A 23,695-nucleotide genomic window follows, 5' to 3' on the forward strand; every position below is an offset into this window, starting at 1 on the left:
CGGCCCCCGCCAAGGCCCGGACGGCCCCGCCGAGGTGTGGGCGGGCCTCCGCCGGAGGTGTGGGCAGGCGTTCCGCAGGGCGATGGGGGTCCCCCCTGCTCGAGCGGCACGACTGCCCACACGGCCGCCGGACGGGTCCGACGCGCCCGCCCCGCACGGCCGAGGCACGGCCGGCACTCCCCCGGCGGCGGGACGGGCTGGGGTGGGCCGGCTGCCGAGCGCCAGCCTGTGGTTTCGGGGGCGTGGGAGCGGGCAAGGCCCTGGGGAGCAGGGGGTTCGTGGAAAAAGGGGCCCGCATCACACCGCGAAGGCGGTGACCCCGACGGTACGGGGCGGTAACTTCGCATCCGGTCCGCACAGCCGCACACCCCTCCTTGGAGTCCCGATGCCCGAAGCCGTCATCGTTTCCACCGCCCGCTCGCCCATCGGGCGCGCCTTCAAGGGGTCCCTCAAGGACATCCGGCCGGACGACCTGACCGCCACGATCATCCAGGCCGCACTGGCGAAGATCCCCGAGCTGGACCCTCGTGAGATCGACGACCTGATGCTGGGTTGCGGCCTGCCCGGCGGCGAGCAGGGCAACAACCTGGGCCGCATCGTGGCCGTGCAGATGGGCATGGACTTCCTGCCGGGCACCACGATCACCCGTTACTGCTCCTCCTCGCTGCAGACCTCCCGGATGGCGCTGCACGCCATCAAGGCGGGCGAGGGCGACGTCTTCATCTCGGCGGGTGTCGAGATGGTGTCCTCCTTCGCCCGGGGGAACTCGGACTCGTGGCCCGACACCCACAACCCGCTGTTCGCCGAGGCCGAGGCCCGGACCGCCGCCGTCGCCCAGAGCGAGGGCTCGTCCTGGCACGACCCGCGCGAGGACGGCCTGGTCCCGGACGCGTACATAGCGATGGGCCAGACCGCCGAGAACCTGGCCCGGCTCAAGGGCGTGACCCGCCGGGACATGGACGAGTTCGGCGTCCGCTCGCAGAACCTGGCCGAGGAAGCCATCAAGAAGGGCTTCTGGGAGCGGGAGATCACCCCGGTCACCACCCCGGACGGCACCGTGGTCAGCAAGGACGACGGCCCGCGCGCCGGCGTCACCCTGGAGGGCGTGGAGGGCCTCAAGCCGGTGTTCCGCCCGGACGGGCTGGTCACCGCGGGCAACTGCTGCCCGCTGAACGACGGTGCCGCCGCCGTGGTCATCATGAGCGACACCAAGGCGCGCGAGCTGGGCCTGACCCCGCTGGCCCGGATCGTCTCCACCGGCGTCACCGGCCTGTCCCCCGAGATCATGGGCCTGGGCCCGGTCGAGGCCACCCGGCAGGCGCTGAAGCGGGCCGGCCTGACCGTCGGCGACATCGACCTGTTCGAGATCAACGAGGCCTTCGCCGCCCAGGTCATCCCCTCCTACCGGGACCTGGAGATCCCCCTGGAGAAGCTGAACGTCAACGGCGGGGCCATCGCCGTCGGTCACCCGTTCGGGATGACCGGTGCCCGGCTCACCGGCACTCTGATCAACGGCCTGCAGTTCCACGACAAGCAGTTCGGCGTGGAGACGATGTGCGTCGGCGGCGGCCAGGGCATGGCCATGGTCATCGAGCGCCTCAGCTAGTCCCGGGCCGGTACGGACCGTAGGCGGTCGACTGCGCGACCCGAGCCCTCCCCAGACGCCCCAAGGAGTTGGCAAGATCGTTGCGCCGTACTGACGCCGAATCTAATCCCGCCGCGGCCGTTTTGTGACCAAATCTCCCCCAGGATGTGACATTCGTCCTGGGGGATCGGCGTTTTTGCAGGTCAACGCATATCCGGGAGGGCCCGGCGTGACGAAAGCCCTGTCCATTTCGTGACGTAATGCACTGCACGCCATTCCCTTGTCGGGACAAGCTGTTGTAGGAAGTCGGGGGATCGAATCACCTCAGGAGTTAGTCAGTGAGCGCCATGTCTCTTGCCCTGCTGCTGACCACGGCCGCTGCCACGGCCGTGGGCGCTGCTGCGCTGCACGCCGTCCACGGTCTCCGCAAGCAGGTCTCGTCCCTGCGTGACGAGCTCGCGGCCTCGGTCCACCTGCGCGGTGCGACCGTTCCGCACGCCCGCCACGGCGGGGAGACCCCCGCCGCCGAAATACGAGCCGCGGTGGCCGAGGCCCTCGCCGAGGAGCGCGAGCGCGAGCTGGCCGAGGCACGGGCCTTCTGGGCCGCGCAGGAGGCCCGTGACGCCGCCGACGCCCCCTCGCTGCTCGGCGGCCTGACCGGCCTGGGCGAGGACAGCCCGGTCTACCTGCCCCGGCAGGCCGACCTGGTGGGCCTGGAGCCGCGTCCGGCCGAGGAGGCGGTCTTCGAGGACGACCACCCCGAGCACGCGGCGGACTCCGCCGAGCTGGCCGCCGCGCGCCGGCGCCACCCCTCGCACCCCGACTTCGTGCCCGTGCAGCCCCACCCGGGTGCCGACCACGAGCGCACCGTCAGTCGGCTGGAGGAGCTCGCGGAGGCCCGTACGGCCCTCGCGGACGTCCGCCCCGGCCCGCTGGGCACCCTGGACGTGTACGTCTTCACCGACGGCACCACGCTGTGCATGACCCCGGGGCACCGGGAGACCGCCGAGCGACTCGCCGAGGCGCTCCGGTCGGGCACCGCACCGGTGCTGCTGGGCGGCTCCGGGATCTCCGGCGCGTACGCCCTGACCTTCTCCTGCGGGGACTCCGAAGACCCCGACAGCAACGTCTACATCCTGGCGGACCGGGTCATCGCATCGCTCTGATCTCCGCCTGCTCCACCAGCCGCACGGCCTCGTCCAGATCCCCGGACGGGGCCGTCCCGCTGTCCGCGCCCTCCCCGGCGTCCTGTCCGGAGTCCTCCCGTACGTCCTCCCGGGTGAACCGCCGCAGCGCCTCGGCCAGGTCCCGGCCGGCGACCGCCACCTGGTCCCCGACCGCGAAGAGCCCCGCGTCCGGCATCTCGCGCGGCTCCGCCACGCCCTCCAGCCGCTGCGCGCGCACCGCCAGTTCCCGTGCGAGCGCCAGCGCCTCGGCCGCCGCGCCCTGCTGCAGCCGGCTCTGCGGCGCGGCCCTCAGGCGGTCGGCGAAACGTTCCACGGCGGCGTCCAGGGGCGAAGTATCAAGCACCCGAGCGACCTTACGCGCCGTCCGGGCACCATTGCCAACAGGCGAACACTGCGGAATGGTGTCGTGAAGAGAACAGCACCACGGCCATACCCCCGGAGGCGCCCATGTCCGTAGAGTTCTCCGAGCAGACCCACCGCAACATGATCGACCGCATTCCGCAGTCCACCGGTCGTGACCTGTCCGACTGGCTCCAGGCCGTCGACGACGGCCCCTCCCTCGTCCGCTTCGAGGAGAAACTCAGCTGGTTGCGCGGCGCGTACGAACTCTCGTACGGCCAGGCCAAGGCCATCCTCCACGAGTACGACCTCCGCCGGGCCGCCAGAAAATTCGGCTGACCCCGCCCGGTGCCGGCCCGCCCGCCCCGGTCCGGTCCGCGAACGCGGGAAGGCCCCGCGAGCGTTGCTCGCGGGGCCTTCCCCGTCGCGGCCGGCACCGGGCCGACCGCGTGGACTCCGGTGGAATCCCGTGGACTCCTGCGACTAGTCGTCGCCCTGGAGGATCGAGAAGAGCCGCAGCAGCTCCAGGTAGATCCAGACCAGGGTCATGGTCAGGCCGAAGGCGGCCAGCCAGGACTCCTCGCGCGGGGCGCCGTAGGTCACGCCGTCCTCGACCTGCTTGAAGTCGAGGGCGAGGAAGGCCGCGCCGAGGAGCACGCCGATGACGCCGAACAGGATGCCCAGGCCGCCGGATCGGAAGCCGAGGCCGTCACCGCCGCCGAACACCGCGAACAGCGCGTTCGCGGCCATCAGCAGGATGAAGCCCAGCGCGGCCGCCATCACGAAGCCGTAGAAGCGGCGGGTGACGCGGATCCAGCGCATCTTGTACGCGAACAGCACGGCGGCGAAGACGCACATCGTGCCGAGCACGGCCTGGATGACGACGCCCGTGGAGATGTACGTGCTGACCGCGGCGCTGATCACGCCGAGGAACACGCCCTCGAACGCCGCGTAGCCCAGGATCAGCGCGGGCGAGGGCTTGCGCTTGAAGGACTGCACCATCGCCAGGACGAACGCCACGAGGGCGGCGCCGACGGCGATGCCGTACGACTTGTTGATGTTGGCCGGGTCCACGGGCAGCAGGACCCAGGACAGGACGGCCGTCAGGATGACCGTGCCGAGGGTCATGGCCGTACGGCTCACGACGTCGTCGATGGTCATCACGCCGCCGGCGACCGGGGCGGCCGGCATGCCGGTCTGCGGGTCGGTGGCGTACGGGTTGGTCGCGTACGGGTTGGTCGCGGTCCCGGCCTGCATCTGCGGCTGCGCGCCAAAGCCCGCGTAGCCGCCGTTGTCGCGGCTGAACCCCCGTCGCGAGAAGACCGGGTTGCTGCTCCTCATCTCACTCCTCCATGGCCACCGTGCGCGGCCTTGCATCAAGAGTAATGCGTTAGCAAAGAAATCACTCTACTGCTGGAGGAGGATCTTAGGAGAAGGCAGCGCGAAGCGCAGTGGACAAAAGAGGCGGGCTCCGCCGGGCCGGGCGCCCCGGAAGGAGGGGGCGGCCTGCGAGTGCCCGGAGCCGGACTCGAACCGGCACGGCCCGAAGGCCAGCGAGGTTTAAGCTCGCCGTGTCTGCATTCCACCATCCGGGCCAGGCGTGCGGCTCTTGTGCAAAAACCGTGAACGCAATGGTGAGCCTAACCGGAACACCGCTCGCATCAGACGGCCTTCTTTCCGATGTTGTCTGATTTTATTGGGGACTGAGTGACCGTCAGCTAACAGAACACCAGGATCGGCCCCCTGTGCGAGGCGGTCGTCCCCGATTCGTAAATGACGGGATTTCGACGCCGTTCGGCACGGCCGTACGCCACCCCGGGCCACCCCTGCCCCGAGGGGGCCGTCATACCAGAGTCGTACGCCCGCCCCCCGCCGTCAGACTGCGGTCCCCCCGGGAACGGGCTCGGCGGCTGATCCCGGGCCGGGCCGGCGCCAGGAGGATGGAAACGTCCCGCTGAACGCGTCCCCCGCCCCGACAGGAGCACCGAAGTGACCACCATGAACCACGCCCCGCGCACCGCCCAGGCCGTGGCCGCGCGCGCCACCGGTCTCTCCAAGGTGTACGGCCAGGGCGAGACCCGGGTGGTCGCCCTGGACACCGTCTCCGTCGACTTCCACCAGGGGCAGTTCACCGCGATCATGGGTCCCTCGGGCTCCGGCAAGTCCACCCTGATGCACTGCGTGGCGGGCCTGGACACCTTCTCCTCCGGCTCGGTCCGGATCGGCGACACCGAGCTCGGCGCACTGAAGGACAAGCAGCTCACCCAGCTCCGCCGGGACAAGATCGGCTTCATCTTCCAGGCGTTCAACCTGCTGCCGACGCTGACCGCCCTGGAGAACATCACGCTCCCCATGGACATCGCCGGCCGCAAGCCCGACAAGCAGTGGCTGGAGACGGTCATCGAGATGGTCGGCCTGTCCGGTCGCCTCTCCCACCGGCCCACCCAGCTCTCCGGCGGCCAGCAGCAGCGCGTGGCCGTGGCCCGCGCGCTGGCCGCCCGCCCCGAGATCATCTTCGGTGACGAGCCGACCGGAAACCTGGACTCCCGCTCGGGCGCCGAGGTGCTGGGCTTCCTGCGCAACTCCGTGCGCGAGCTCGGCCAGACCGTCGTGATGGTCACCCACGACCCGGTGGCCGCCTCCTACGCGGACCGCGTGATCTTCCTGGCCGACGGCCGGATCGTCGACGAGATGCACAGCCCGAGCCCCGACCAGGTGCTCGACCGGATGAAGGACTTCGACGCCAAGGGCCGCACCAGCTGACCGTCCGGCAGCCCCGCCGTACGGCCCGCCACGGCCCCCTCGCGTCCGCCGCCCACCCCTGAACTCCTGGATTCCCCACCATGTTCCGTACCGCCCTGCGCAACATCCTGGCGCACAAGGCCAGACTGCTGATGACGGTGCTCGCCGTCACCCTCGGCGTGGCCTTCGTCTCCGGCACCCTCGTCTTCAGCGACACCGTCGGCAAGGCCCTCTCCGGCCAGTCCGCCAAGAGCTACGACGGCGTCGCCGTCGCCGTCACCTCCTACGGCCAGACCCGCAACGAGGACGGCTCCAAGGAGGGCGAGCCCGGCATCAGCCAGCGCACCCTCGACCAGGTCAAGGCCCTCGACGGCGTCGCCACCGTGGCCGGCCGCATCTCCGGCTTCGCCGGCGTCGGCGACGAGAACGGCAAGCTGATCGGCTCCGGCTGGGCCAACCGCGGCTCCAACTACGCCCCGGTCAAGGACGGCAAGGACCCGCAGTACGCCTTCACCCAGGGCACCGGACCCACCCGTGCCGACCAGATCGCCCTCGACAGGGAGACCGCCCACAAGGGCGCGTACGAGGTCGGCGACAAGGTCCGCGTCGCCACCAACGGCCCGGTGAAGGAGTACACCCTCAGCGGTGTCTTCACCACCGACGACGGCCAGGTCAACGCCGGCGGCAGCCTGGTGCTGTTCACCACCCCCCAGACCCAGCAGCTCTACCTCAAGCCCGGCTACTACAACGACCTGACGGTCGCCGCCAAGGCCGGCACCTCCGCCGACACCCTGCTCTCCGCGATCAAGCCGCTGGTCGGCGAGCACGCCGAGGCCAGGACCGGCGCCGCGCTCGCCGACGAGCAGGCCCGCGCCATTGAGCGCGAGATGAGCACCTTCAGCACGATGCTGCTGATCTTCGCCGGCATCTCGCTCTTCGTCGGCATCTTCCTGATCTACAACACCTTCACCATGCTGGTCGCCCAGCGCACCAAGGAGCTGGCCCTGCTGCGCGCCGTCGGCGCCAAGCGCGGCCAGGTGATGCGGTCCGTGCTGGCCGAGGCCGGACTGGTCGGCGTCATCTCCGCCGCCGTCGGCCTGCTCGGCGGCGTCGGCCTCGCGGTCGCCATGCGCTCCGCGATGAACTCCTTCGGCGCCAAGATCCCGGCCGGCGACCTGGTCGTGGCCCCGGCCACCCTCGTCATCGGCGTGCTGATCGGCGTCGTGGTCACCACCCTCGCCGCGCTCATCCCGGCCTGGCGCACCGGCCGGATCCCCCCGGTCGCCGCCATGGGCAGCGCCCACCTCCCGGCCACCGCCAAGTCGCTGGTCCTGCGCAACGTCTTCGGCTCGGTGCTCGGCCTGCTGGGCGTCGGCACCGTCCTGCTCGGCGTCGGCCAGGGCGCCGACGGCAAGTACACCGTCGCCGCCGGCGGGTTCCTGCTGATGCTCGGCCTGATCGTGCTGCTCCCGCTGCTCGCCCGGCCGGTGATCGCCGTGATCCGCCCGGTGCTGGAGAAGGTCTTCGGCGTCCCCGGCAAGCTGGCCGCCCAGAACGCCGTCCGCAACCCGCGCCGTACCGCCGTCACCGCCGCCTCGCTGGCCATCGGCCTCACCCTGGTCACCGCCATGTCGGTCATCGGCATCACCGTCGGCAAGGCCGTGGACCGGATGAGCACCGACAAGCTCAAGGCCGACTACAAGGTCTCCATGGCCATGGGCGTGGGCAGCCTGGACAAGTCGGTCGCCGAGACCCTGGCCAAGGCCCCGGGCATCACCGCCGTGTCCCCGCAGACCGCGACCGCCCTGAAGGTCGGCGAGCAGTACCGCGCCGCCTCCGGCGTCAACCCCGCCACCATCGGCGAGCTGCTCAACGTCGAGGTCACCAGCGGTTCCCTGGCGAGCCTCGCGCGCGGCGAGGTCGCGGTCGCGGAGAAGACGGCCAAGAGCCAGAAGCTGACCGTCGGCTCGGTCCTGGACGTCACCTTCGAGGACGGCAAGAAGGGCAGGCTCAAGGTCGGCGCGGTCTACGAGGACCTCGAAGGCCTGCTCTCCCCCTACGTCATCGACGACCGGATCGCCCTGGCGCACGCGGAGACCCCGCTCATCCCCGAGGTGTACGTGAACGCCAAGGGCGGCGAGTCCAAGGCCTCGGAGAAGGCGGTCCTCGACGCACTGGGCAACAACCCGGCGGTCAACGTGATGACCCGGCAGGACATGCGCAACGAGATGGGCGGGATGATCAACACCGCTCTGAACATCATGTACGGCCTGCTCGGCATGGCCCTGATCATCTCGGTGCTCGGCGTGGTCAACACCCTGGCGATGTCGGTCTTCGAGCGGACCCAGGAGATCGGCATGCTGCGGGCGGTCGGCCTGGACCGCGGCCGGGTCAAGAACATGATCCGTCTGGAGTCGGTGGTCATCTCCCTCTTCGGCGCGTCCCTGGGCGTGGTCTGCGGTGTCTTCCTCGCCTGGGCGGGCGGCACCACCATCGCCAAGTCCATCCCGCACTACTCGCTGGTCCTGCCGTGGGACCGGATCGGCCTCTTCCTGCTGCTGGCGGCGCTGGTGGGCGTGCTCGCGGCCATGTGGCCGGCGCGCAGCGCGGCCCGGCTGAACATGCTGACCGCCATCAAGACCGAGTAGCTGGCGGCAGAACTCGGGCGAAGGCCCCGCGACCGACCGGTCGCGGGGCCTTCGCCGTTCCGTCCGCGCGCCCTGCCGTCCCGCGCCCGTGCCGTTCCCGTGCCGTCGCTACTCCCGCCACTCCCGGGGCCGCGACGGGAGGCCCGAGGCCCCCGAGTCCTCCGTGCGGACGGCCAGGACCTGGTTGACGCCGAGCCGGGCGTGCTCGAAGCCGAGCGCGCAGGCCGCCATGTAGAGCAGCCAGACCCGGGCCCGGCCCGGGGAGGTGAGCCGGACCGCCTCCGGCCAGTTCTCCCGCAGCCGGGCCACCCAGGCCCGCAGGGTGAGGCCGTAGTGCTCGCGGAGCGACTGCACGTCGCGGACCTCGAAGCCGGCCCGTTCCAGTTCGCCGACGGTGGTGCCGAGCGGTGCCAGCTCGCCGTCCGGGAAGACGTAGGCGTCGATGAACTCGTCGATCCGGTAGGCCGTTTCGTCGGGCTCGGGGCGGCGCGCGATCTGGTGGTTGAGCAGCCGGCCGCCGGGCCGCAGCAGGGCGAAGAGGGTGTCGGCGTACTCGCGGTAGCGGACCGAGCCGACGTGTTCGGCCATACCGATGGACGAAATGGCGTCGTAGGGCCGCTCCCTGACGTCCCGGTAGTCCTGGACTCGGATCTCCACCCGGTCGGCGAGGCCCTCCTCGGCGATCCGTTTGCGGGCGTACGCGGCCTGTTCGCGGGAGAGGGTGATGCCGGTGACCCGGGCCCCGTACGCGCGGGCGGCGTGCAGCGCCATGGAGCCCCAGCCGCAGCCGACGTCGAGCAGGCGGTGCCCCTCGGAGAGGGCGAGCTTGCGGCAGACCAGGTCGAGCTTGTCGTGCTGGGCCTGTTCCAGGGTGCCTCCGGGCTGCCAGTAGGCGCAGCTGTAGACCATGGAGGGGCCGAGGACCAGGGCGTAGAACTCGTTGCCGACGTCGTAGTGGTGGCTGATGGCCTGCCGGTCGCGGCGGCGGCTGTGGGCGGCTCCGGACCGCCGCCGGACGACCTCCTCGGGGGGTGGCGGGGGCGGGGGCAGCGGGCCCGCGAGCGCGAGCAGGTCCCGCAGGGCGGTCCGGGTGGCGGGGTCACCTGCGGCCCTCAGTGCGACCCGGCCGCTCTCGGCCCGCCGGCGCAGCCGGGCCAGCGCCGCGGGCTCCGGGCGGCGCGCCGACCGCGGGGGCGGCGGCACGGGGCGGGCGTCCGCCGCGCCCCGCTCCCACAGCAGTCCCGCCAGCCGGTCCAGCAGGTCGAACAGGTCGCCGTCGATCTCCAGTTCGCCGGCCACCCAGGCCCGGGCCAGGCCCAGTTCGCCGGGCCGCCAGAGCATCCGGCGCAGGGCGCGGCGGTCCCGGACGACGAGCACCGGAGCGTCGGGCGGGCCCGCCTCCGAGCCGTCCCAGGCCCGGATGCGCACGGGCGGCGGGGATCCCAGCAGGGTCTCGGTCAGAGCGGCCAACCGCGGCGCGGCGTCGGTCATGGGCGCACACCTCCGGTCAGTCGGTCTACCCAGCGGGAGGCGCGGGTACGCCGGAGCGGCGCCCGGGTACGCCGAAGGGGCCGCCCGCACCACGGATGGCAGGCGGCCCCTGTCGGGGTGGAACGGTCAGTGCCGGGGCGTCAGGACGCCTTGGCCTTCTCGGCCGGAGCCGAGGCGGCCGGAGCCGGGGCCGGCTTGGCGGCCTCGTAGAACTCCTCGCGCGGGGTCTCCAGCGCGCCGAGGGAGACGACCTCGCGCTTGAGGAACATGCCGAGGGTCCAGTCGGCGAAGACGCGGATCTTGCGGTTCCAGGTCGGCATGGCCATGCCGTGGTAGCCACGGTGCATGTACCAGGCCAGCCGGCCCTTGAGCTTGATCTTCATCTTGCCCATGACGATCATCGCAACGCCCTTGTGGACGCCGAGACCGGCCACCGCACCCTTGTTGGAGTGCGCGTACTCCTTCTGCGGGAAGCCCCGCATGCCGGAGACCACGTTGTCGCCGAGGACCTTGGCCTGGCGCAGCGCGTGCTGGGCGTTCGGCGGGCACCAGGCGTTCTCGACACCGGCCTTGCGGGCGGCGACGTCCGGGACCTGGGCGTTGTCGCCGGCGGCCCAGATGTAGTCGGTGCCCTGCACCTGGAGGGTGGCGGCGGTGTCCACGTGGCCGCGGGGGCCGAGCGGCAGGCCGTAGCGGGCCAGCGCCGGGTTCGGCTTGACGCCGGCGGTCCACACGATGGTGTTGGAGTCGACCTCGAGGCCGTTCTTCAGCACGACGTGGCCGTCGACGCAGGAGTCCATGGAGGTGCCGAGGTAGATCTCGATGCCGCGGGACTCGAGGTGCTCCTTGCCCCAGGTGCCGAGCTTGGGCCCGACCTCGGGGAGGATCTTGTCGGCCGCGTCCACCAGGATGAAGCGCATGTCCTCGCGCTTGATCGTGGAGTAGTACTTGGCGGCGTCGCGGGCCATGTCCTCGACCTCGCCGATCGTCTCGGCGCCGGCGAAGCCGCCGCCGACGAAGACGAAGGTGAGGGCCCGGCGGCGGACGTTCTCGTCCGTCGTGGACTCGGCCTTGTCGAGCTGCTCGAGGACGTGGTTGCGCAGGCCGATGCCCTCCTCGACGCCCTTCATGCCGATGCCCTGCTCGGCGAGGCCGGGGATCGGGAAGGTGCGGGAGATGGCGCCGAGCGCGATCACCAGGTAGTCGAAGGGCAGCTCGTACGCCTCGCCGACGAGCGGCGTGACGACGGCGACCTTGCGGTCCTGGTCGATGGTGGTGACCCGGCCGGTGAGAACCTCAGCCTTGGGCAGCACGCGTCGCAGCGGGACGACGACGTGCCGCGGCGAGATGCTGCCGGCGGCCACTTCGGGAAGGAAGGGCTGGTAGGTCATGTACGACCGCGGGTCGACGACGGTCACCGTCGCCTCGCCGTAGCGCATCTTCTTCATGATGCGCTTCGCCGCGTACAGCCCTACGTACCCACCGCCTACTACGAGGATCCTGGGACGCTCCGTGGTGCTCATGGAACGAGTATCCAGCACCCGCTAGGGGGACGCTCGTGAGCCCCTTCACAAGAAGCTACCGACCCTCTGTTACACTCCGCGGCCCACGTGACCCAGGTCATGGCGCACAACGGGAACCAACGTGTAACGGGAGCCGTTGGACACCAGGCCTGAACTGGCCTCTAAGGCCGAAAGTGGAGTGGACCACTGACCTTGGTGGGTACCTCTGACGCGGATCCGGTGGCGTCCGTCGTTCGTACGAACGGGACGAGAAAAGGGCCCGCGGGGACTCCGAGCGCCGTTTCCGGCCCTTCCAGAGGCCCATCAGGCCCTTTTTCCTTGTGAAGAACTTCACGAAGTTTCTTCGGCGGCCGGGACCAAAGTCCCGTCCGCCGTCCTTTTCAAGGCGATTCAGGCGACCGACCAGGCGATTCCATCGAGGATGTCGTGCTCGGACACCACGACCTCAGAGGCGCCGATACGTTCCATGATCGCCAGCAGGACGAGGGACCCGGCCCCGATCACGTCCACCCGGCCCGGGTGCATGACACCGATCGCGGCCCGCTCGGCGTGGGTGCTGGAGAGCATCCGCCCCGTGATCTCGCGGACCTGCCCGATCGGGATCCGGGAGTGGTGGATCCGCGCCGAGTCGTACTCCGGCAGCTCCTGCGCGATCCCGGCGACCGTGGTCACCGAGCCGGCCAGGCCCACCAGGGTGCGGGCCTCCGACAGCGGCACCGTCTCCGCCGCCAGGTCCAGGGCGGCCTCGATGTCCGCCCGCATGGCCGCGATCTGCTCCTCGGTCGGCGGGTCGGTGATCTGCTCGTCCACGACCAGGTGCCGCTCGGTCATCCGTACGCAGCCCACGTCGACCGAACGGGCCGCCCGGACGTGCTCCTCGCCGACCACGAACTCGGTCGAGCCGCCGCCGATGTCCACGACCAGGAAGGGCTTGGGCAGGTGATCGACGCCCGCCAGTTCCTTGGTGGCGCCGGTGAAGGAGAACTCCGCCTCCTGCTCGCCGGAGATCACCTCGGGCTCGACGCCCAGGATCTCCTTGACCCCCTGCACGAACACGTCCCGGTTCTCGGCGTCCCGGGAGGCCGAGGTGGCCACGAAGCGGATCCGCTCGGCCCCCAGCTCCTTGATCACTGCCGCGTACTCGCGACAGGCCGCGAAGGTCCGCTCCAGGGCCTCCGGAGCCAGCCGGCCGGTCCGGTCGACGCCCTGGCCCAGCCGGACGATGGTCATCCGGCGGTCCAGCTCGACCAGCTCGCCGGTGGCCCGGTCGCAGTCGGCGACCAGCAGGCGGATGGAGTTGGTACCGCAGTCGATACCGGCGACGCGCATCATGCGGTCCCCTCCTCGTTCCGGTCCCCGCTCCGGTCCTCGTTCTCGTCCTTCTTCTCCCCGCACGGGGTGACGCAGGGGCCCTTGGCCCACCACTCCGGCAGCATGGCCAGGGCCTCGTCGCCGAACGGGTTCACGCCCGGGCCCGCCGCCAGCGAGTGGCCGACCAGCACGTGCAGGCACTTGACCCGGTCCGGCATGCCGCCGGCGCTCGGGAACCCCTGGAGCACCTCGATGGCGTCCCGGCGCTGGATGTAGTCCTCGTGCGCGGCCCGGTAGGCGGCGGCCAGCTCCGGGTCCTCGGCGAGCCGGGCCTGCATCTCCTTCATCACGCCATTGGCCTCCAGCGTGCCGATCGCGGAGGCGGCGCGCGGGCAGGTCAGGTAGTAGAGCGTGGGGAACGGGGTGCCGTCGGGAAGCCGGGGTGCCGTCTCGACCACGTCCGGCTGACCGCAGGGGCAGCGGTGCGCGATGGCGCGGAGCCCGCGCGGCGGTCGGCCGAGCTGCTGCTGGAACGCCTCGATGTCGGCGGCGGTCGGCTCGGTCCGGTCGGTCTGGGGCGGGGGCGTCTGCATGCCTGGAGGAATCTCTTCGTTCGCGGTTGATTCAGTCGGTGTCGGGACGGTCGGCCTTGTCCACGCCGTCCCAGACGTTCGAGTACCAGGGGCGGTCGGCCGCGCCGTGTTCGGTGCGGCGCCGCTCCTCGGCCTCGGCGTCCGGGTCGGCCATCGTGTAGCCGACCTCCCCCGGCTGGACGAAGTGCAGGTGCTTGCGCGCCTGCTGCTTCACATAGGCCGGGTCCTGCCAGCGGGCCTTCTCGTCGCGGAGCTCTTCGAGGCGCTGGCGCGCCTCGTCGGCGGCCCGCTGCTGCTCGGTGATCTCCGAGCGCTGGGAGACGTACTGGCGCATCGGGTACGCGAGGGCGACGACCAGCGTACAGAGGACGAGGACCAGGAGGGCGGCGCGGCCGGTGAGCCGGCTGCGCCGGACCTGACGGCGCGACTGGGAGCGGTAGACGTGGGCTGCGGTGCGCTCGCCGAGCTGCTTGAGCCTGGTCGCGGTGGAGAACCGGTCCCGGTTCCCGGCCATGTCGCGCCTCCCCTTATTACGCAGTACGTCCCCGCACACGGTACGGGACCGCGGGCGGGGACGTACGGAGGCTCAGGGACCGATCAGCCCTTGAAGCGCGGGAACGCGGAGCGGCCCGCGTACACCGCGGCGTCGTCGAGGATCTCCTCGATGCGCAGCAGCTGGTTGTACTTGGCGACGCGCTCGGAGCGGGCCGGGGCGCCGGTCTTGATCTGGCCGCAGTTGGTGGCGACGGCGAGGTCGGCGATGGTGACGTCCTCGGTCTCGCCGGAGCGGTGCGACATCATGCACTTGAAGCCGTTGCGCTGGGCGAGCTCGACGGCGTCCAGGGTCTCGGTCAGGGAACCGATCTGGTTCACCTTCACGAGCAGGGCGTTGGCGGTGCCCTCCTCGATGCCGCGGGCCAGGCGCTCCGGGTTGGTGACGAACAGGTCGTCACCGACGAGCTGGACCTTGGCGCCGAGCTTCTCGGTGATGACCTTCCAGCCCGCCCAGTCGTCCTCGAACAGCGGGTCCTCGATGGAGACCAGCGGGTACGCGGAGACGAGCTCCTCGTAGTACTCGGTCATCTCGGCGGCCGAGCGGGCCTGGCCCTCGAAGTTGTACTTGCCGTCCTTGTAGAACTCGGACGCGGCGACGTCGAGCGCGAGCGCGATGTCCTTGCCCGGGGCGTAGCCGGCCTGCTTGATGGCCTCGAGGATGAGGTCCAGGGCCTCGCGGTTGGAGCCGAGGTTCGGGGCGAAGCCGCCCTCGTCGCCGAGGCCGGTCGACAGACCCTTGCCCTTCAGCACGGACTTGAGGGTGTGGTAGACCTCGGTGCCCCAGCGCAGCGCCTCGGAGAAGGACTCGGCGCCGATCGGCGCGATCATGAACTCCTGGATGTCCACGTTGGAGTCGGCGTGCGACCCGCCGTTGAGGATGTTCATCATCGGAACGGGCAGCAGGTGCGCGTTCGGGCCGCCCAGGTAGCGGAACAGCGGCAGGTCGGAGGCCTCGGACGCGGCGTGGGCCACGGCCAGGGAGACGCCCAGGATGGCGTTGGCGCCGAGGGAGCCCTTGTTGTCGGTGGCGTCCAGGTCGAACATGGCCTGGTCGATCAGGCGCTGCTCGGTGGCGTCGTAGCCGACGAGCTCGGGGCCGATCTGCTCGATGACCGCGAGAACGGCCTTCTCGACACCCTTGCCCTGGTAGCGGTTGGGGTCCCCGTCGCGGAGCTCAATGGCCTCGAAGGCACCGGTGGAGGCACCCGAGGGGACTGCAGCACGGCCGGTGCTGCCGTCGTCGAGGCCAACCTCGACCTCGACCGTGGGGTTGCCTCGGGAGTCCAGGATTTCCCGGGCTACGACGACGTCGATGGACGGCACGAGCATCTCCTTCTGGGATGTGACGCTAGGTGTGCGGCGGCATCTGGGGGCCGTGGCACGACCCCTGCCGGACTAGAGCCTAACCGGAGCCGGGCGGTCGGCCGGTCGACCGCCCGGGTCCTGGGACGAAAAAGAGCCCGAATACCCGTCTACCCGGACATACATCCCGGTCCGGGGCCTCCCGGCCGTACACACCACCGCCCGACGCGTCGGGGACGCGCCGGGCGGGTGTCCTGCCGCCGGGAAGCGGCGGGAAGGGTTCGAGCAGGTGTCAGGAAAGGTTCAGCTTCTGACCCGGGAAGATCAGATCGGCGTCCGGGACGATGTCCTTGTTCAGCTCGTGCAGCTTCTGCCAGCCGCCCTGGACGTGGTGGGCGTCGGCGATCGCGCCGAGGGTGTCGCCGGACTTGACCTCGTAGGAGCCGTTGCCGGTCTTCGGGGTGGCCGGGGCCGGGGTGGCCGGCTTGGCGGCGGGCTTGGTCGGGGCCGGGGTGTTCGAGCGCTCGGACCGGGTGGTGAAGGTCTCGGTGCGCTTCGTCTCCTTCTTCGGCGCGGCCTTCTTGGTCTCGGGCTTGGCCTTGGAGGAGGAGCCGTTCGAGGTGCCGGTGCCGCCGCCGCCGTTGTACGCGGAGTTGGTCAGGCCCTTGCCGCAGTGCGGCCAGGCGCCCTTGCCCTGGCTCTTGAGCACCTTCTCGGCGACGGCTATCTGCTGCGCCTTGGTGGCCTGGTTGGCCTGCGGGGCGTAGTTCTTGCCGCCGTAGCCCGCCCAGGTGGAGGCGGAGAACTGCAGGCCGCCGTAGTACCCGTTGCCGGTGTTGATCGACCAGTTGCCGCCGGACTCGCACTTGGCGACGGCGTCCCACTGCGAGGCGGTGGCGGCGTTCGCGGTGCCCGCGGCCATCAGCGGGGCGGCGATCGCGGCACCGGTGACACCGGCGAGCGTGACGATGCGGGTGGCCTTGCTGGCGCGACGGTGCTTGCCCTTGCCGGAAAGCAGCATGGAACTTCTCCTCACCGACGCCTGCGAGGTGAGCTGTCGGGTTCGGGCGAGTGAGTTGCCCGGCCTCGCGTCCTAGCGCGTGGCTTTACCCCTAGCCGGTCGGTGACCGTCGGTCAGAACGGTCGCGTTCCGGCGGAAAACCTGTGGTTCCCCCGCTCCTGCCTTCGGCGCTTGCGCGACGACTGTTCCCTCCGCCCGCCGGCAGGACTCGGCGATGCGGTCGAAGGGGCCCGCGGTGGCGAGCGATTCAGAAGGTAGACAGGTCCCGCCCGGATGTTCAATCGGGGTCTTGTACCCGAAACGGCCCCTACTTGCGCTCCCCGGAGGGGTGTTTGCGCAGGTGAGGGGCCGGTTCGCCGAAGGTCACAGGTAGGACACGCCAGTTGACGGGAAGAGACGCATGTCTCACTTGCACGAAAGGGACATTGATCGCTTTCCGGTCGTCCGAACTGGCCCTATTCCGGGGTTACATCCAGTTTCTGACCCGGCTTGATGAGGTTCGCATCGGTCCCGATGACCTGCTCATTGGCCTGGTAGAGGGCCTTTGCGCCGCCCTTCACGCCCTTGGCGTCCGCGATGCTCGTCAGACTGTCGCCGGCCTGGACGGTGTAGGTGGGCCCGGACTGCGGGGCCGGAGTGCCGGAAGGGGCGGGAGCTTCGACCGCGGGGGCCCCGCGGTGGCGTCCGGTGCCCGCCGCCGGGTCGGTCTGCGCGGTTCCGCCCGGCTGCGCGGCGGAAGCTGACGGATCGGCGGACGGGGATGCCGACGGGTCCGGGGTCGTGCTGGAAATGGGCGTTCCGGTCACGGCACCCGGGCTGCCGGGGGTGGCGGACGGGGTGCCGGGGGCGGACGGGCTCGCCGGGGTGGTCGGCGCACCGGGGGTGGTCGGCGCGGCCGGGGTGTTCGGATTGCCCGGGGTACCGGGGTTGTTCGGATTGCCGGGGGTGCCGGGTGTGCCAGGAGTATTCGGATTGCCGGGAGTTCCTGGAGTGCCCGGAGTGCCCGGAGTGCCCGGAGTCGTCGGCGTGACCGGCGTGATCGGCGGGGCCGTCGGGTTGCCCGTGAACGGCGGCGTGGTCGGAGCGGTCGGGGCCGGCTGCCCCTCGGGCGCCACCGGGGCCTCCGGGGCGACGGGGGCCACCGGGGCCGTGGGCTCGGCGGCCGGGGGCACCGGCGTCGGCATGGCCGGCATGCCCGGCATGAACACCCCGCCCGGGGTGCCGACCGGCGTGGAGTTTTCCTGCTGGTTCTCCGCGCGGGACTTCTCCGCCCGCTCCCTGGCCTCGGACTGCCGCTCGATCTGCGTCTGCCCCGGGTTCACCTGGGCGGCCGGGGTGTTCTTGTCCAGCCCGGCCTGGTCGGCGCAGGCCCCGAAGGCCTGCGGGCCCTCGGCCGCCAGCACCCGCTCGGCCACGGCTATCTGCTGCGAGCGGCTCGCCAGGTCGGCGCGCGAGGCGTAGTCGAGGCCTCCGGCGCGCTCCCACTGGTCCTGCGTGAACTGCAGTCCGCCGTACGCGCCCCCGCCGAAGTCGGCACTCCAGGTGCCGCCGCTCTCGCAGTCGGCCACCCGGTCCCATGTGCCGGTGTCGGCAGCGGACGCGTTGGTGGCGGCGAGCAGCGGCAGCGCGAGCGCCGAGCCGGTGACACCGGCGGCGACGACGAACGCGGGTGCCTGACGGGGCCTACGGTGACGGCCGTTCCCGGAACGCATGAGGGTGGACCTTTCGCGTGACAGCGGGGAAGTTCCGTGGAACCTAGCGCTCCCCGAACGCTTGTCACAAGTCGATGCAGCGCAGATCACGCGAAGGTCACATTACTGATGCGATGTCAGGAAACGGACTGACCGGAGGTCAGTTAATTACGGGGAGTAAAGCGAACCGGAAGGGTGCGCAGGCCGCGCATGATGAGCCCGCCGCGCCAGCGCAGCTCGGCCGGGTCCACCGCGAGCTCCAGATCCGGAATCCGCGTCAGCAAACTCGCACAGGCTGTCCGCCCCGCCGACGTTCCCCCGCAGCGCGACGGAACGGCTATCGGCCGACAGGCCGCCGAGGAGGCCTCCGACGACCGTCAACCGCGGGATCGTGGGGCGCCTGTAGACCGGCACGCCCCGCCCGGCGGCGCCGAGGGCGTCCATGACGGCCAGAAGGTTGTCGACCCTGCGCTCGTGGTCGGCGTACCGGTCGAGCCAGTCCTGTGCGTGGTCGCGCCGCTCGGTGTAGGCGCGGAGGTCTTGGTTCAGCTTCTCGACGGACGCCTTCATGATCTGGGGGTCGACGCCGGCCGCGATGTATTCGGGGACCTTCGTGCTGATGAGTTCGCGTCGGCGCTCGATCTGGTGGTCGTCGTGCTCGACCCGCTCCTCGTACTTCCGCTTGCGTCCGGGGAGGCTGCCGAGCCGTTCCTCGGCCATGGTGCGTAGGCGGTTCTCGTCGTTGAGGAGCCTCGTCAGCTCGTGCCAGACAGCGTCTTCGACATCACGGGCCGGAAGGTAAGGATCCCCGCAGGCTTCGTCCTTGAGGGTGCCCTTGCCGTGTCGGACCGGGCGGCATCACCGCTGAGTCGTTCCATTTCGGGCCTGCGTTCGCCGGCACCGGACACCGCTTCGTCCACGTAGTCGTCGTAGACGGTGACTCCGGGGCTGCGTGCGAGCCAGTCGCCGAGAATGCGGCCTTGATCTTCGAGTCCGAAGCCGTCGACCTGGTCGTCAGTGGACACTCGTCGGTACTTCGCGACGACAAGAGGGCAGGGCTCATCAGGATACGGGCGCGCCACAATGGGCATGTCACTCCTCCGTTGACGAGGGTGGACGCACTCCGGGGTGTTCCAGCACCGTCGGAGAAGGTTGAGGCCCCTGCGCTACCTGCGCGGGGGAAAAGACGGGGCAGGGTTGCCCGGGCCTGCGAGGCCCGTTCGCCTCGGCCCGGATACCGTCGCTCCCATGCACCAGCCGCCGCCCGCACCCGGACTCTTCACCTGGGAGTTCGCGACCGACCCGTACCCCGCCTACGCCTGGCTTCGCGAACACTCCCCTGTCCACCGCACCAAACTCCCCAGCGGGGTCGAGGCGTGGCTGGTCACCCGCTACGCCGATGCCCGCCAAGCGCTCGCCGACCAACGGCTCAGCAAGAATCCGGTGCACCATGCCGAGCCGGGCAAGACGGGCATTCCGGGTGAGCGCAGCGCCGGCCTGATGACCCACCTGCTCAACATCGACCCACCGGACCACACGCGCCTGCGGCGGCTGGTGTCAAAGGCATTCACCCCGCGCCGGGTCGCCGAGTTCACCCCGCGGGTACAGGAGCTGACCGACCACCTCATCGACGGCTTCGCGAGCAGGGGGGAGGCAGACATCATCCACGAGTTCGCCTTCCCCCTCCCCATCTACGCCATTTGCGAGATGCTCGGCGTCCCCCGCGAGGACCAGGACGACTTCCGGGACTGGGCAGGCATGATGATCCGGCACGGTGGCGGGCCGCGGGGCGGGGTGGCGCGGTCGGTGAAGAAGATCCGCGGCTATCTGGCGGAGCTGATCCACCGCAAGCGGGCCGACCTCGGTGACGACTTGATTTCCGGACTGATCCGGGCAAGCGACCACGGCGAGCACCTCACCGAGAACGAAGCCGCGGCGATGTGCTTCGTCCTGTTGTTCGCCGGCTTCGAAACCACCATCAACCTCCTGGGCAATGGCACCTACGCGTTGCTGCGGAATCCCGACCAGAGGACTCGCCTGCAAGCCTCCCTCGCGGCCGGAGAGACGGATCTGCTCGCCACCGGGGTCGAGGAACTCCTCCGCTACGACGGCCCGGTCGAACTGGCCACCTGGCGGTTCGCCACGCGCCCGCTGAGCCTCGGCGGCCAGGACATCGCCGCCGGCGACCCGGTCCTCGTCGTCCTCGCCGCAGCCGACCGGGACCCCGAGCGGTTCACCAACCCGGACACCCTGGACCTAGCGCGGGCCGACAACCAGCACCTCGGATACGGACACGGAATCCACTATTGCCTGGGTGCCCCCCTGGCCCGTCTGGAGGGGCAGCTGGGGCTCCGTTCCCTCCTGACCCGCCTGCCGGACCTGCAACTTGCCGTCCAGCCCTCCGAACTGCGCTGGCGTGGGGGTCTGATCATGCGCGGACTGCGCGAGCTCCCGGTCCGGTTCACGCCGCAGGAGCGCTGAGAGGGCTTCTGACCTGCACGCGTACGGAGTACCCGGATCAGGGCGCCACCCGTTATGAGGCGTTCGTCGCGGCTGTCCGCAGAACGGACAGAACTTGACCTGGCCTCGTGCTCTGTTCCTACTTTCGTCTGTGGATGTGAGGATCTTGAGAAACAGCTTCGCGGTGGTGGAGAGACGGGCCGAACACGCGGTCAAGTTCTTCTACTCGCACCTCTTCTGGCACAACCCCGCGATCCGCGAGCTGTTCCCCTCCTCCTTCGAGGACATGGCACGGCAGCGGGACCGGCTGTTCGCCGCGCTCACCCATGTCATCGCCCATCTGGACGACGAGTCGGTCTTCCCCTATCTACGGGAACTCGGCCGGGACCACCGGAAGTTCCTGATCCGCCCCGAGCACTACGCCGCCGTCGGCGCCAGTCTGCTCGCCGCGCTCGCCGAGACCTCCGGGCAGGCGTGGACCCCGGATGTGGAGAAGGCCTGGGGCGAGGCCTACCAGCTGATCGCCGACACGATGACGGCCGGCGCCGCGGAGAGCGAGGACCCCGCGTGGTGGGACGCGGAGATCGTCCGCCACCTCCAGTACGGGGAGGACATCGCGGTGCTGACCCTGCGGCCGCACCTCCCGCTGCCGTACCGGCCCGGCCAGTACGTCAGCGTGAGCAGCGCCCGCGTGCCGACGACCTGGCGCACGTACTCCCTGGGCAACGCGCCCCGCGCCGACCACACCGTGGACCTGCACGTCAGCCGGATCGACCGGGGCCGGCTGAGCACCGCCCTGGTGCGCGACGTAGAGCCGGGAGAGGTGCTGCGGCTGGGCGCGCCGGGCGGGCGGATGGTCCTGCGCCGGGACGGCCGGCCGATCAGCCTGATCGCCGCCGGGACCGGCTGGGCGCCGGTGCGGGCCATGCTGGAGGAGCTCACCGAACGCCCTCCCGATCAGGACGTGCGGCTCTTCGTCGCCGCCCGGGACCAGGCCCACCTGTACGACCGGCCGCTGATGGACGAGTTGGCGGCGGCGTCAGACTGGCTGAGCGTCACCTACATCACCCCGGCTCCGGGGCGGCACCGCTACCAGGCCACCGACCGGCTGGCGACCGCGCTCGGCACCCGGGGGCTGTGGCGCGACCATGACGTGTACCTCAGCGGGCCGCCGCGGTTCATCGAGGTGACCGCGCTGGTGCTGGAGGAGCTGGGTGCCCCGCCCGATCGGATCTTCCATGACGCGGTGCCCGCCACGAGCCGGTCCCGGCCGCTCGGGTTCGGCGAGTGGTTCCTGAACCCGCCGGACACCCACTGGCACAATCCCTCGGAGCGGGACCCGGGGCCGCACGGACACGGGCCGCACGGACACGGGCCGCAGTGACTCGGGCCGCACGGACACGGGCCGCACCGACGCGGCCGCACCGACGCGGGCCGTGCCCATGTGGGGCCGTGGCCGGCCGCCGGGGCTGCTCGCGGGGCTACTGGGCGACGCCCTCCGCGGCCCGGATCGCGTCCCGGTAGGCGCGGGCGGCCGCGCGCAGCGCGGTCTCCGGCTCCACTCCTTCGGCCTCCGCGCGCGCGGCGAGCGCGAGCAGTTCGTAGCCGATCCCCTCGCCCTGGGGCAGGGCCACCTCGATGCCGCCGGCGCGCGCCCGGCCCGCGAGCTTCGCGGCGAGCGCCAGTCCGGGCTGGCCCAGCGGGACGCCGTCGGTCACCGACTCGCGCTGCTTCTCCTCCGCCTTGGTCCGCTGCCAGTGCTCGCGGACGTCCTCGGGGGTCTCGGCCTCGGCGTCGCCGAAGACGTGCGGGTGCCGGTGGACGAGCTTGGCGACGAGGGCGCCGGCCACGTCGTCGATGGAGAACGGCTCCTCCTCGCTCTCCTCCGCGATGCGGGCGTGGAATACCACCTGGAGCAGTACGTCGCCGAGCTCTTCCAGGAGTTCCTCGCGGTCCCCCGCCTCGATGGCCTCGACCAGCTCGTACGCCTCCTCGATGGCGTACTTGGCCAGGCCCTCGTGGGTCTTCTGCGAGGTCCACGGGCATTCCCGGCGGACCCGGTCCATGACCTGGACCAGGTCGAGCAGCCGGGCGCCGGGCAGGTCGTAGGAGCCGGGCAGCAGCTCCAGGCCGGGCATGGCGACGCGGCCCGAGCCGGCCATCCGGGCCAGGCCGTCGGTGAGGTGCCGGTCGCCCTCGCCGGTGGGCAGGACCACGACCGTCCGGCCGCCGGCGCACTCCTCGACGAGGTCGCGGGCGTCGGGGCTGTCCTGCTCGACCCGGATGCCGGCTTCCCGCAGGTAGGGCAGCTGCGGGTGTCCGGGGTCGGCGCACAGCACCCGGTCGGCGGCGCGCAGGGTCTGCCACGCGGACCAGGACAGCAGTCCGGGGGCGACCCGGTGGCTGGTGGTCAGCAGGACGATCCGGCCGGTGTCCCCGTCGGCGGACCGGTCGGGGTGCGCGGAGTGGGCGTCGTGGTCGTGGGTCACCCCTCGAAAGTACCCCGGCCGGTGTCGGGGTCAGGCCTGGGGTTCCGTGGTGCGGGTCTTCTGCGTGATCCACGGGGTGCGGCTCTCGCCGAGGGTGATCTGTTTGGCGTCCCAGGAGCCGTAGCGCGGGTTGATCTCGATGTGCAGCTGCCCGGCGGCCTCGGCGAGGCGGGTCATGGTCTTCTCCTCGCCGTAGCGGTCGAGGAGCTTGCCGTAGAGGAGCTGGAAGCGGATCTCGTCGGCGGCCTGGCCGGGGGCCAGCGGGGTGCGCTGGGCCAGCAGCATCCTCTCCAGCTGTGCGGGGTCGCCGCCGGCCTGTGCCAGCTGGCTCTTGGCGACGTCCTCGGTCTCCTTGGTGGTGACGGTGATCCCGGCCTCGTCGGCGGCCCGTTCCAGGATCCGCAGCTGGACCAACCTGCTGAGCTTGATCCGCTCCAGGTGGGAGGCGGCGGCGATCTGCTGGGCCGGGTTGTCGGTGCGCTGCTGGGCCGCCCGCACGTCGTTCACCTGGGCCTGGAGCGTGGAGGTCGTGATCCGCTGGCCGCCGACGACGGCCGCCGTGCCGGGGCGCGTCTCGCCGGAGCAGGCGGAGAGCAGCGGTGCCGCGAGGAGCAGGGCGGCGGAGACGGAGAGCGCAGTGCGACGGTGCAAAGGAGCCTCCAGGGCCATCAGATTGTGCGTCGGCGCACAAGGGCCTTGCGGTGATCGATGGTATGAGCTCAGGTTGGTACGGGCCACTGGTTCGACCAACGATTCCC

Annotated in this window: 20 protein-coding genes, 1 tRNA gene, 1 pseudogene and 1 riboswitch; of the genes and pseudogenes, 7 read left to right on the forward strand and 15 right to left on the reverse strand. The window is 71.0% G+C overall.

Annotated features, from left to right (window positions below):
* Positions 1 to 385 precede the first annotated feature (385 nt).
* Positions 386 to 1,606: an acetyl-CoA C-acetyltransferase gene (locus AC067U_RS12655; RefSeq protein WP_478829662.1), complete on the forward strand. Its 1,221-nt coding sequence runs from the start codon at positions 386 to 388 to the stop codon at positions 1,604 to 1,606.
* Positions 1,607 to 1,932: 326 nt separating this feature from the next.
* Entirely contained in the window at positions 1,933 to 2,751 is an 819-nt protein-coding gene (locus AC067U_RS12660; protein WP_478830099.1) for a hypothetical protein, read from the forward strand.
* Here the strand turns inward: AC067U_RS12660 and AC067U_RS12665 are convergent.
* Positions 2,735 to 3,115, reverse strand: coding sequence for a hypothetical protein (locus tag AC067U_RS12665; RefSeq protein WP_478829663.1), 381 nt, complete (start codon positions 3,113 to 3,115; stop codon positions 2,735 to 2,737). The genes AC067U_RS12660 and AC067U_RS12665 overlap by 17 nt on opposite strands.
* 104 nt (positions 3,116 to 3,219) lie before the next feature.
* Between AC067U_RS12665 and AC067U_RS12670 the strand changes: the two genes are divergently transcribed.
* Complete coding sequence (locus tag AC067U_RS12670; RefSeq protein WP_478829664.1) at positions 3,220 to 3,450, forward strand: DUF4287 domain-containing protein; 231 nt, start codon at positions 3,220 to 3,222, stop codon at positions 3,448 to 3,450.
* Positions 3,451 to 3,594: 144 nt separating this feature from the next.
* Here AC067U_RS12670 and AC067U_RS12675 read toward each other — a convergent pair whose 3' ends face one another.
* Positions 3,595 to 4,452 (reverse strand): Bax inhibitor-1/YccA family protein, encoded by an 858-nt coding sequence (locus AC067U_RS12675; RefSeq protein ID WP_478829665.1) that lies wholly within the window; start codon positions 4,450 to 4,452, stop codon positions 3,595 to 3,597.
* Between the two features lie 172 nt (positions 4,453 to 4,624).
* Positions 4,625 to 4,706: transfer RNA gene (locus AC067U_RS12680), tRNA-Leu, on the reverse strand.
* Between the two features lie 394 nt (positions 4,707 to 5,100).
* Between AC067U_RS12680 and AC067U_RS12685 the strand changes: the two genes are divergently transcribed.
* Both AC067U_RS12685 and AC067U_RS12690 read left to right on the forward strand, forming a co-directional pair.
* On the forward strand, positions 5,101 to 5,874 hold the full coding sequence (locus AC067U_RS12685) for an ABC transporter ATP-binding protein (RefSeq protein ID WP_478829666.1): 774 nt from the start codon (positions 5,101 to 5,103) through the stop codon (positions 5,872 to 5,874).
* A gap of 80 nt (positions 5,875 to 5,954) precedes the next feature.
* Positions 5,955 to 8,501, forward strand: a complete 2,547-nt coding sequence (locus AC067U_RS12690) for an ABC transporter permease (protein ID WP_478829667.1) — start codon at positions 5,955 to 5,957, stop codon at positions 8,499 to 8,501.
* A gap of 108 nt (positions 8,502 to 8,609) precedes the next feature.
* On the opposite strand, the gene AC067U_RS12695 is transcribed toward AC067U_RS12690, so the two are convergent.
* The 10 genes and pseudogenes from AC067U_RS12695 to AC067U_RS12740 form a co-directional block, all read right to left on the reverse strand.
* Positions 8,610 to 9,992: a class I SAM-dependent methyltransferase gene (locus AC067U_RS12695; protein ID WP_478829668.1), complete on the reverse strand. Its 1,383-nt coding sequence runs from the start codon at positions 9,990 to 9,992 to the stop codon at positions 8,610 to 8,612.
* Between the two features lie 140 nt (positions 9,993 to 10,132).
* The gene (locus AC067U_RS12700; protein ID WP_478829669.1) at positions 10,133 to 11,515 is read right to left on the reverse strand and encodes an NAD(P)/FAD-dependent oxidoreductase; all 1,383 of its coding nucleotides are present in this window, start codon (positions 11,513 to 11,515) and stop codon (positions 10,133 to 10,135) included.
* Positions 11,516 to 11,905: 390 nt separating this feature from the next.
* On the reverse strand, positions 11,906 to 12,847 hold the full coding sequence (locus tag AC067U_RS12705; protein ID WP_478829670.1) for a Ppx/GppA phosphatase family protein: 942 nt from the start codon (positions 12,845 to 12,847) through the stop codon (positions 11,906 to 11,908).
* Entirely contained in the window at positions 12,844 to 13,419 is a 576-nt protein-coding gene (locus AC067U_RS12710; protein ID WP_478829671.1) for a DUF501 domain-containing protein, read from the reverse strand. Before AC067U_RS12710 ends, AC067U_RS12705 begins: the two co-directional genes overlap by 4 nt.
* Positions 13,420 to 13,450: 31 nt before the next feature.
* Positions 13,451 to 13,933, reverse strand: a complete 483-nt coding sequence (locus AC067U_RS12715) for an FtsB family cell division protein (protein WP_478829672.1) — start codon at positions 13,931 to 13,933, stop codon at positions 13,451 to 13,453.
* A gap of 83 nt (positions 13,934 to 14,016) precedes the next feature.
* On the reverse strand, positions 14,017 to 15,303 hold the full coding sequence (eno, locus tag AC067U_RS12720) for a phosphopyruvate hydratase (protein WP_478829673.1): 1,287 nt from the start codon (positions 15,301 to 15,303) through the stop codon (positions 14,017 to 14,019).
* A gap of 265 nt (positions 15,304 to 15,568) precedes the next feature.
* Entirely contained in the window at positions 15,569 to 16,297 is a 729-nt protein-coding gene (locus AC067U_RS12725; RefSeq protein ID WP_478829674.1) for a transglycosylase family protein, read from the reverse strand.
* Positions 16,298 to 16,300: 3 nt separating this feature from the next.
* A riboswitch (cyclic di-AMP (ydaO/yuaA leader) is annotated at positions 16,301 to 16,477 on the reverse strand.
* 275 nt (positions 16,478 to 16,752) lie between these two features.
* Positions 16,753 to 18,009 (reverse strand): transglycosylase family protein, encoded by a 1,257-nt coding sequence (locus AC067U_RS12730; protein WP_478829675.1) that lies wholly within the window; start codon positions 18,007 to 18,009, stop codon positions 16,753 to 16,755.
* Positions 18,010 to 18,152: 143 nt separating this feature from the next.
* Positions 18,153 to 18,293, reverse strand: a pseudogene (locus AC067U_RS12735) (cytochrome P450); the annotation flags it as partial.
* A 450-nt stretch (positions 18,294 to 18,743) separates the two neighbouring features.
* Positions 18,744 to 19,079, reverse strand: a complete 336-nt coding sequence (locus AC067U_RS12740; protein ID WP_478829676.1) for a recombinase family protein — start codon at positions 19,077 to 19,079, stop codon at positions 18,744 to 18,746.
* A gap of 157 nt (positions 19,080 to 19,236) precedes the next feature.
* On the opposite strand from AC067U_RS12740, the gene AC067U_RS12745 reads away from it, so the two are divergent.
* Together AC067U_RS12745 and AC067U_RS12750 are read left to right on the forward strand one after the other, a co-directional pair.
* Complete coding sequence (locus AC067U_RS12745) at positions 19,237 to 20,469, forward strand: cytochrome P450 family protein (protein WP_478829677.1); 1,233 nt, start codon at positions 19,237 to 19,239, stop codon at positions 20,467 to 20,469.
* Positions 20,470 to 20,605: 136 nt separating this feature from the next.
* On the forward strand, positions 20,606 to 21,832 hold the full coding sequence (locus AC067U_RS12750; protein ID WP_478829678.1) for a globin domain-containing protein: 1,227 nt from the start codon (positions 20,606 to 20,608) through the stop codon (positions 21,830 to 21,832).
* 97 nt (positions 21,833 to 21,929) lie between these two features.
* On the opposite strand, the gene AC067U_RS12755 is transcribed toward AC067U_RS12750, so the two are convergent.
* Positions 21,930 to 22,937, reverse strand: a complete 1,008-nt coding sequence (locus AC067U_RS12755) for a nucleoside triphosphate pyrophosphohydrolase (RefSeq protein WP_478829679.1) — start codon at positions 22,935 to 22,937, stop codon at positions 21,930 to 21,932.
* Positions 22,938 to 22,967: 30 nt separating this feature from the next.
* Complete coding sequence (locus AC067U_RS12760) at positions 22,968 to 23,588, reverse strand: SurA N-terminal domain-containing protein (protein ID WP_478829680.1); 621 nt, start codon at positions 23,586 to 23,588, stop codon at positions 22,968 to 22,970.
* Between the last annotated feature and the right edge of the window lie 107 nt (positions 23,589 to 23,695).

It is taken from the genome of Streptomyces sp. NPDC043853 (assembly GCF_056436025.1).

Excerpts from the sequence above, each read along its gene's own strand:
- AC067U_RS12700 (WP_478829669.1), bottom strand. The coding sequence starts at position 11,515 with ATGAGCACCACGGAGCGTCCCAGGATCCTCGTAGTAGGCGGTGGGTAC.
- AC067U_RS12740 (WP_478829676.1), bottom strand. The coding sequence starts at position 19,079 with ATGCCCATTGTGGCGCGCCCGTATCCTGATGAGCCCTGCCCTCTTGTC.
- AC067U_RS12660 (WP_478830099.1), top strand. The coding sequence starts at position 1,933 with ATGTCTCTTGCCCTGCTGCTGACCACGGCCGCTGCCACGGCCGTGGGC.
- AC067U_RS12655 (WP_478829662.1), top strand. The coding sequence starts at position 386 with ATGCCCGAAGCCGTCATCGTTTCCACCGCCCGCTCGCCCATCGGGCGC.
- AC067U_RS12690 (WP_478829667.1), top strand. The coding sequence starts at position 5,955 with ATGTTCCGTACCGCCCTGCGCAACATCCTGGCGCACAAGGCCAGACTG.
- AC067U_RS12725 (WP_478829674.1), bottom strand. The coding sequence starts at position 16,297 with ATGCTGCTTTCCGGCAAGGGCAAGCACCGTCGCGCCAGCAAGGCCACC.
- AC067U_RS12675 (WP_478829665.1), bottom strand. The coding sequence starts at position 4,452 with ATGAGGAGCAGCAACCCGGTCTTCTCGCGACGGGGGTTCAGCCGCGAC.
- AC067U_RS12705 (WP_478829670.1), bottom strand. The coding sequence starts at position 12,847 with ATGATGCGCGTCGCCGGTATCGACTGCGGTACCAACTCCATCCGCCTG.
- AC067U_RS12670 (WP_478829664.1), top strand. The coding sequence starts at position 3,220 with ATGTCCGTAGAGTTCTCCGAGCAGACCCACCGCAACATGATCGACCGC.
- AC067U_RS12715 (WP_478829672.1), bottom strand. The coding sequence starts at position 13,933 with ATGGCCGGGAACCGGGACCGGTTCTCCACCGCGACCAGGCTCAAGCAG.
- AC067U_RS12730 (WP_478829675.1), bottom strand. The coding sequence starts at position 18,009 with ATGCGTTCCGGGAACGGCCGTCACCGTAGGCCCCGTCAGGCACCCGCG.
- eno (WP_478829673.1), bottom strand. The coding sequence starts at position 15,303 with ATGCTCGTGCCGTCCATCGACGTCGTCGTAGCCCGGGAAATCCTGGAC.
- AC067U_RS12695 (WP_478829668.1), bottom strand. The coding sequence starts at position 9,992 with ATGACCGACGCCGCGCCGCGGTTGGCCGCTCTGACCGAGACCCTGCTG.
- AC067U_RS12710 (WP_478829671.1), bottom strand. The coding sequence starts at position 13,419 with ATGCAGACGCCCCCGCCCCAGACCGACCGGACCGAGCCGACCGCCGCC.
- AC067U_RS12745 (WP_478829677.1), top strand. The coding sequence starts at position 19,237 with ATGCACCAGCCGCCGCCCGCACCCGGACTCTTCACCTGGGAGTTCGCG.